At 60.9% G+C, this 5,980-nt stretch carries 9 protein-coding genes and 1 pseudogene; 6 read left to right on the forward strand and 4 right to left on the reverse strand.

Annotated elements, in window-relative coordinates:
- Positions 1-42 precede the first annotated feature (42 nt).
- Positions 43-285, reverse strand: a complete 243-nt coding sequence (locus tag OC610_RS19580; protein WP_249874541.1) for a hypothetical protein — start codon at positions 283-285, stop codon at positions 43-45.
- Positions 286-437: 152 nt separating this feature from the next.
- Between OC610_RS19580 and OC610_RS19585 the strand changes: the two genes are divergently transcribed.
- Positions 438-779, forward strand: coding sequence for a hypothetical protein (locus tag OC610_RS19585; protein WP_264430003.1), 342 nt, complete (start codon positions 438-440; stop codon positions 777-779).
- Positions 780-947: 168 nt separating this feature from the next.
- Positions 948-1,325 (forward strand): hypothetical protein, encoded by a 378-nt coding sequence (locus OC610_RS19590; RefSeq protein ID WP_264430004.1) that lies wholly within the window; start codon positions 948-950, stop codon positions 1,323-1,325.
- Here the strand turns inward: OC610_RS19590 and gstA are convergent, their stop codons facing one another.
- Entirely contained in the window at positions 1,326-1,937 is a 612-nt protein-coding gene (gstA, locus tag OC610_RS19595; RefSeq protein ID WP_264430006.1) for a glutathione transferase GstA, read from the reverse strand.
- A gap of 113 nt (positions 1,938-2,050) precedes the next feature.
- On the opposite strand from gstA, the gene OC610_RS19600 reads away from it, so the two are divergent.
- Positions 2,051-2,974, forward strand: a complete 924-nt coding sequence (locus OC610_RS19600; RefSeq protein ID WP_264430008.1) for a transcriptional regulator GcvA — start codon at positions 2,051-2,053, stop codon at positions 2,972-2,974.
- Positions 2,975-2,983: 9 nt separating this feature from the next.
- Here the strand turns inward: OC610_RS19600 and OC610_RS19605 are convergent, their stop codons facing one another.
- Complete coding sequence (locus tag OC610_RS19605; protein ID WP_264430010.1) at positions 2,984-3,292, reverse strand: hypothetical protein; 309 nt, start codon at positions 3,290-3,292, stop codon at positions 2,984-2,986.
- Positions 3,293-3,453: 161 nt separating this feature from the next.
- Between OC610_RS19605 and OC610_RS19610 the strand changes: the two genes are divergently transcribed.
- The 3 genes from OC610_RS19610 to OC610_RS19620 are packed head-to-tail and all read left to right on the forward strand — an operon-like array spanning position 3,454 to position 5,735.
- Positions 3,454-4,182, forward strand: a complete 729-nt coding sequence (locus tag OC610_RS19610) for an STN domain-containing protein (RefSeq protein WP_264430011.1) — start codon at positions 3,454-3,456, stop codon at positions 4,180-4,182.
- On the forward strand, positions 4,179-4,724 hold the full coding sequence (locus OC610_RS19615) for an RNA polymerase sigma factor (protein ID WP_264430013.1): 546 nt from the start codon (positions 4,179-4,181) through the stop codon (positions 4,722-4,724). The genes OC610_RS19610 and OC610_RS19615 overlap by 4 nt, the downstream gene beginning before the upstream one ends.
- 54 nt (positions 4,725-4,778) lie before the next feature.
- Positions 4,779-5,735 carry a FecR family protein gene (locus OC610_RS19620; RefSeq protein ID WP_269808037.1) on the forward strand — a complete coding sequence of 319 codons (957 nt, stop codon included), beginning with the start codon at positions 4,779-4,781 and terminating at the stop codon, positions 5,733-5,735.
- A gap of 22 nt (positions 5,736-5,757) precedes the next feature.
- On the opposite strand, the pseudogene OC610_RS19625 reads toward OC610_RS19620, so the two are convergent.
- Positions 5,758-5,980 (reverse strand): annotated as a pseudogene (locus tag OC610_RS19625) (type II secretion system protein GspJ); the annotation flags it as partial.

Below are 5,980 nucleotides of genomic sequence, written 5' to 3' on the forward strand. Positions count from 1 at the left end.
AGCTCCTACGCAGCTCCTCGCAGCTGCCACAGGCCAAGCCGTTCAGCTTGATAACCAGGTATTCACGACCCGCCGGTCCAGCTCCTCCCAATCCGCCATGCCCAACACCCGCGTGGTATTCAGGCCGCGTAGATAGCCGCGCAGTTGATTGGCCGTGTCCCGCTTGAGTTGCGGGTCGGTTTCGGTGGTGCTCAATAGTACGGTTTCGTAAGGGATCAGGTACTCAGCCACCCGCTCCCGGAAGTCGGGCAATACCGCTCCGCGAATCAGATCAAACGTTCTCATCAAATGCTTCATTCAATTTCCCAAGCTCAGAACTATTGCCATCAGTAATAGTGACCATTACGAAATGCAAGTTCTGCTTTGCTGACAATCGTTAGAAAATCAGCGCTATCGAGACGCAGCCTAACGTCGTCATTTTTTTCAGGACCTGATCCATGCGCCCTTTATTCCTGTTGCCCCTGGCGTTCTCCCCGTTGTTACTGGCGGGTTGTGCGTCGGCTCCGAACGATCCGACCCTGACCTTGCAGACCAGCAAGACACCGGCCGAATACGCCGAATGCGTCGTGCCGAAGTTACAGGACAGCGCGCTGAACCCGACGGTCTCGCAGACCCAGCGCAGCTACCGCATCGTCGTGCCGAGCAAAGTGGCAGCGGACAACGTGCTGGAAGCCTACAAGGCGGGTAACGGCGGCAAGGTATTCGTCTATGAGCGGCATCTTCTGGCGTCCAACTTCCTGCCTTCGAATTTTGAGCGCGCCGCACAGGATTGCATCTGACCGGCCCGTATACGCTTTTCTCCGTGCTCCTTTGGTTGGCCGCAACCAACCAATTCCCTTGCCCCGCACCGTTTTCGGTCGCGGGGCTTTTTTTCGTCCGTAGAGTCTTGCTCACATTGGTATGAGAGGATGGCGCATGCGAAGCCGCCACCGACAAAAAGGACTGAAATGAACCTGTCTCCAGCGCACTCCATGCCCTTCATCCTGATGTTCGCCGCCCTGTGCGCCCCGGTGCACGCCGCGACGTGGCAGATCTGTGACATGCAGTTGCGGGTCACTGAAGTGGTCAAGCAGCCGTTCCCTGGTCTCCGGGCCCAGGTTCTGAAAACCAGCCCGGCCACGCCTGACGTGGAATGTCCAGAGAAGGGCGCGGTGATCAGTTTCATCCCGGAAACCGCTGACTACCAGGCCACGCTTGCCCGGCGCAATTGGCCTGCAAAAGGCCAGGCGATCCGGATCAGATACCGCTACCTGGACGGCATCTGCAAGGGCGACGGCAACGAGCATCCTTGTCGAATCGAGCATTATCCGTTCGTGGCCCAATGATCAGCCTTGGCCGGTGTTCGCCTCGGCTTCGATCGCGGCCCTGACGCTGGGGCGCGTCTCGATCCGAGCCATATACGACGCCAGCGCCGGCCAATCATTGATACCGATGGCGAAAAACGGCAGCCATTTGAGCACCGAGAACAGATACGCATCGGCGAGGCCGAAATCCCCCTGCAAATAGTTGCGGTGTTCAAGGGCACCGGCCAAGTAATCGAGACGCTTGAACAGCTTTTGCTTGAAGATGGCCTTGGTGGTTTCCGGGATCTGGGCGTTGAACAGCGGGGCACAGCCGCCATGGATTTCCGAGCTGATGAAGTTCAGCCATTCCTGCAACCGAACCCGTTCCCAGGTGCCGTTGGCCGGTGCCAAGTGATTGCCCGGAACCTGATCGGCCAGGTACTGGACGATCGCGGGCCCTTCGGTCAGCACTTCACCGTGATCCAGCATCAACGCCGCGACGTAGCCCTTGGGATTGATGGCGAGAAAGTCCTGCCCGTCGGCGGTTCGCTTGGTCTTGTTGTCGACACGGATCAGCTCGAAGGCAATGTCCAGCTCCCGCAGCACGATGTGCGGGGACAATGAACAGGTCATGGGCGCGAAATACAATTTCATGGGTTTTCCTGATGGCGTTGAGTGCCGCTGAGCATCGGCGCCAACCGGAAGATTTTCAAAGGACATATCGGGTGCTAGGGTATGACAAAATCTCATGAGTGCCGTTAACCGTCATGGCTGCCAGAATCCCCTCTCTCAATGGCCTGAAGGCATTCGAATCGGCTGCCCGTCACATGAGCTTTACCCAGGCCGCCCTTGAGTTGAATGTCACCCAAACGGCGATCAGTCATCAGATCCGGCGGCTGGAGGGGGAATTGGGGGTGCGCCTGTTCTTGCGGCTCAAGGACGGCCTGGCGTTGACCGATGAAGGTCGTGCCTATTTTCCAGGCGTTCGTTCGGCATTCCATGAGTTGCGTCATTGCACGGAAACCTTGTTGGATTCTGTCCATGACAGTGCGCTGACGGTGAGTACCCTGGTGTCCTTCGCATCCAAATGGCTGCTGCCTCGCTTGGCCTCGTTCCAGGAGGCCTATCCCAACATCGATGTACGTGTCTCGGCCTCCACCGATATGGTGGATTTTCGCAAGGGTGGCATTGACGCGGCCATTCGTTACGGCACCGGAGATTGGAAGGGCTTGCGCGCCGACTGGCTGATGTCCGATGAGGTTTTTCCAGTGTGCAGTCCGAAGCTGCTGGTGGGGCCCAATGCCCTGAAGGCGCCCGGCGATCTGACCCATCACACCCTGTTGCAGGTCAGTGGTATGACGCGGGACGATTGGAGCCTCTGGCTGGGGGCCGCCGGCCAACCGAGCGCCCTGGCCGAAGGCTCACGGTTGACCTTCGACCTGGCGATGATGGCCGTGCAGGCAGCCATCGACGGCTTGGGTATTTGCATCGGCCGCTCGACGTACGTCGACGAGGATCTGAAGGCAGGTCGACTGGTCGCGCCGTTTGCCCTGAGGTTGAAGTCCGATCTCGGTTTCTATCTGGTGACACCCGTCGAGACAGCCCACTCGAAAAAGGTCGAGGCGTTCAGGGCCTGGTTGATCGATTCGACCAGGGAGGCAAATACACCGGACACGCTGTCGCTGGATTAAACGTCCACGCTACTGCGGCGGGCGTTGCGGCAACGCCGAATGACCGAAGGTATTGCCCATGCGAATCCGCGTGGCCGACTGGTTATACAAACCCAGCTTGTTGGGCGCTCGCTGCTCTATCGGCACGTTCAACGCTTCCTGGTTCTTGCGCGCTGCCGCCGTACCCTTCGGGTTGGCCATCTGATCGCTCAGGCACTCGTAGGACAGCGCCTTGTACCCGTTCACCTCGACATTGACGCACCCCTCATTCGCCGGCTCGGCGGCTTGGGCCCACAAGGGAAGGGCAGCAAGCAGCAGCGCGAATACGCGACAGTCCATGGCGAAGCTCCTTTTCCAACGGTAGAAGCCTGAATCTACCTCGTATTGGAGCGAGGTATGACGATGTTTTTTTTGCAGCGCTCGTCACACAAACGACATGTACACGTCTCATGATGCGCCAACGCAGGGCGTCGACACGCCGTTCGGGCCGGAAGATGTCTATGTCAAGAGAAGCGCTGAGCAGGTGCTGCCTCGCGCCCACGGTACTGTTCCTGTTGCTCCATGCATTGATGCCGCAACGCGACGCGTGGTCTGCCACGCCTGCGCCCGTCGAGGTGGACGATCGGCTGGCGCGTTTTGTCGAGTTTGCGATACCCGCCCAGGAAATGACCGTCGCCCTGGACCTGTACAGCAGGGCCAGCGGGATGGCGATCCTGGTGGATCGTCAACTGGCACATGGGCGACGGTCGACCGCGGTGCACGGACGCCTGAATGCCCGCCAGGCGTTGGAGCAATTGCTCGCCGGCAGCGGCTTGGCGGCGCTCTACACCGGCGCAGACGCTTTCACCGTGAAAGAGGCAAAGCTGACCCGCCGCGCCGATGCGTCTTCGCGCAACGGCAGCCCCAGCGTGCGCGAGGACAATTTTGCCAGTGCGTTGCAGGCCGCGTTGGAGCAGGTACTTTGCCGATCCGCGGTGACTCGCCCGGGCCATTATCGAGCAGCGCTACAGCTGTGGGTGGGGGCATCGGGCGAGGTGCGGCGCAGTCGCTTGCTGGCCTCCACCGGTGACGCCCGGCGCGATGCGGCGATTATCGAGGGGCTGGGCACATTGGACATCGGCCGTGTTCCGCCGTCCTCGTTGCCGCAGCCGGTGACGGTGCTGGTGGTGCCAGGCGCCGCTTCGGCAGGCACGGAATGCAACCCATGGGAAGGAGCGGTAGAGCCATGAAGGAAAAGGAGCAGAGCGCCATGCTCAAGGTGTTCCTGGCTTCCTATGATGTGTTTCGCGCACGCTTGCGTCGGCGTCTGGGCTCCGATGACCTGGCCAATGACGTACTGCACGAAACCTATCTTCGGGTCGACCGCATGGAGCCGCCCGCAGATGTGCAGAAGCCGGGCGCCTACCTGTTCCGCATGGCCCTGAACATCGCGGCTGACCGTCGTGCGCAGGATGCACGGTTGCTTACCGGCACTGAAATCGAAGAACTGATGCACACCGCCGACGAACATCAGGACCCGGCGGTGATCGTCGGTGGCCAGATTGAAATTCGCGCGCTGATGCAGGCTCTGACCGAGCTTGCGCCCCGGCGCCGGCAAATATTGATGGCATCGCGCATGGAGCAAACACCGCATCAGGAGATCGCCCAGCGATTCGGCATCTCCACCCGGATGGTCGAGAAGGAACTCAAGGCTGCGCTGCAATACTGTGCCGATCGCCTGGAAAGAAAAGTGATTCAGCGGTTCGGTCCCGGCGCGGGAAAACAGTCTTAGGTGATGAGGCGCTTGTCGCGCGTACCTTCTTGAGTCATTTCACGTTTGAAAAACATGTCTATCAGCGCATCTGAATCGGCCAGTGCCACGGCTAACCAGCTCCGGGAAGAAGCGTTCCATTGGCTGGTGCGCTTGACTTCAGGGCACGCCACCCACGCCGACGCCGAGGCTTTTCGGCGCTGGAGTGCGCAAAGTTCCGAGCACGCCCGGGCCTTTTTCGTGGCCCGCCAGTTGTGGCAGGCCATGGCGCCCGCCGAGCAGAAGCTGCGGCAGGAGCAGGCGGCAAAGGTCGTCAACCACCCGCGGCGTTTCGGACGCCGGGCATTTCTCGGCGGCGCGATTGCCGCGTCGGTTGCGGTGCTGGTCGCGCGTCCGTCACTGCTGGATGGCTGGCCCATGGGCGCGGATTTTCATACCGGTGTCGGCGAGCAACGCCACGTCGAGCTGACCCAGGGCGTGGTGCTTGAACTCAATACCCAGACGCGCATCAGCCAGCGCACCGAGACCCCTGGCGACGCCACCATCGAAGTACTGAGCGGTGAAGTGGAAATCCAGGCCAGCACCGCGTTGCGTGTGCTTGCCGGCAATGGCGAGTTGTTCGCCGATGGCGCGCGGTTCAATGTGCGGGCCACCGAGGGTAGCGTGTGCGTGACGTGCCTGGAGGGCCACTTGCAACTGAGGCATCAGGGTCGGCGCCTGAGCCTGGAGCAGGGCCGCCAATTGACCTATACCGCGCAGCAACAAGGCCAACCCAGCCCCTTCGATTCACAGCAAGTCATGGCCTGGCGTCAGCAATTGCTGGTGTTCAACGATGCCCCCCTGGCGAGTGTGATCGATGAGATCAACCGCTACCGTCCCGGAATGATCGTGCTGATGAACGCTGAACTCGGGCGCCGCAAGGTGCAGGCGCGCTTCAGCCTGGCGCAACTGGCGAATGTCGCCGTACTGATTCGCGATGCCTACGGCGCCACCATCACCGAGCTACCGGGCGGCGTGGTGCTGGTCAGCTAGGCGTTTTCATTCCAGTAGGCTGCTATTGAAGCGGTGCCAGCGCCTGGCGGTAGCGCTCGGTGCCGTGTGCCGTGCGGCGGCTGAAGCTGATTTCCACACCCGCCGGATTTTCCTCCTTGCTGCCAGTCAGATGGCTCCAGCCCTGATCGGTGCGCCATACCCGCACATCAACGCGCTCAAGCTCACTCAACACCGCGACACGCTCCTTGGGCGCCGGTAGGGGATAGCGTGACCGCGCGACGCCC

Origin of the sequence: Pseudomonas agronomica (assembly GCF_025917275.1) — a bacterium.
Taxonomy (GTDB): domain Bacteria; phylum Pseudomonadota; class Gammaproteobacteria; order Pseudomonadales; family Pseudomonadaceae; genus Aquipseudomonas; species Aquipseudomonas agronomica.

Coding starts and splice junctions, on each gene's coding strand:
- OC610_RS19580 (WP_249874541.1), bottom strand. CDS start 285: ATGAGAACGTTTGATCTGATTCGCGGAGCGGTATTGCCCGACTTCCGG.
- OC610_RS19585 (WP_264430003.1), top strand. CDS start 438: ATGCGCCCTTTATTCCTGTTGCCCCTGGCGTTCTCCCCGTTGTTACTG.
- OC610_RS19590 (WP_264430004.1), top strand. CDS start 948: ATGAACCTGTCTCCAGCGCACTCCATGCCCTTCATCCTGATGTTCGCC.
- gstA (WP_264430006.1), bottom strand. CDS start 1,937: ATGAAATTGTATTTCGCGCCCATGACCTGTTCATTGTCCCCGCACATC.
- OC610_RS19600 (WP_264430008.1), top strand. CDS start 2,051: ATGGCTGCCAGAATCCCCTCTCTCAATGGCCTGAAGGCATTCGAATCG.
- OC610_RS19605 (WP_264430010.1), bottom strand. CDS start 3,292: ATGGACTGTCGCGTATTCGCGCTGCTGCTTGCTGCCCTTCCCTTGTGG.
- OC610_RS19610 (WP_264430011.1), top strand. CDS start 3,454: ATGTCAAGAGAAGCGCTGAGCAGGTGCTGCCTCGCGCCCACGGTACTG.
- OC610_RS19615 (WP_264430013.1), top strand. CDS start 4,179: ATGAAGGAAAAGGAGCAGAGCGCCATGCTCAAGGTGTTCCTGGCTTCC.
- OC610_RS19620 (WP_269808037.1), top strand. CDS start 4,779: ATGTCTATCAGCGCATCTGAATCGGCCAGTGCCACGGCTAACCAGCTC.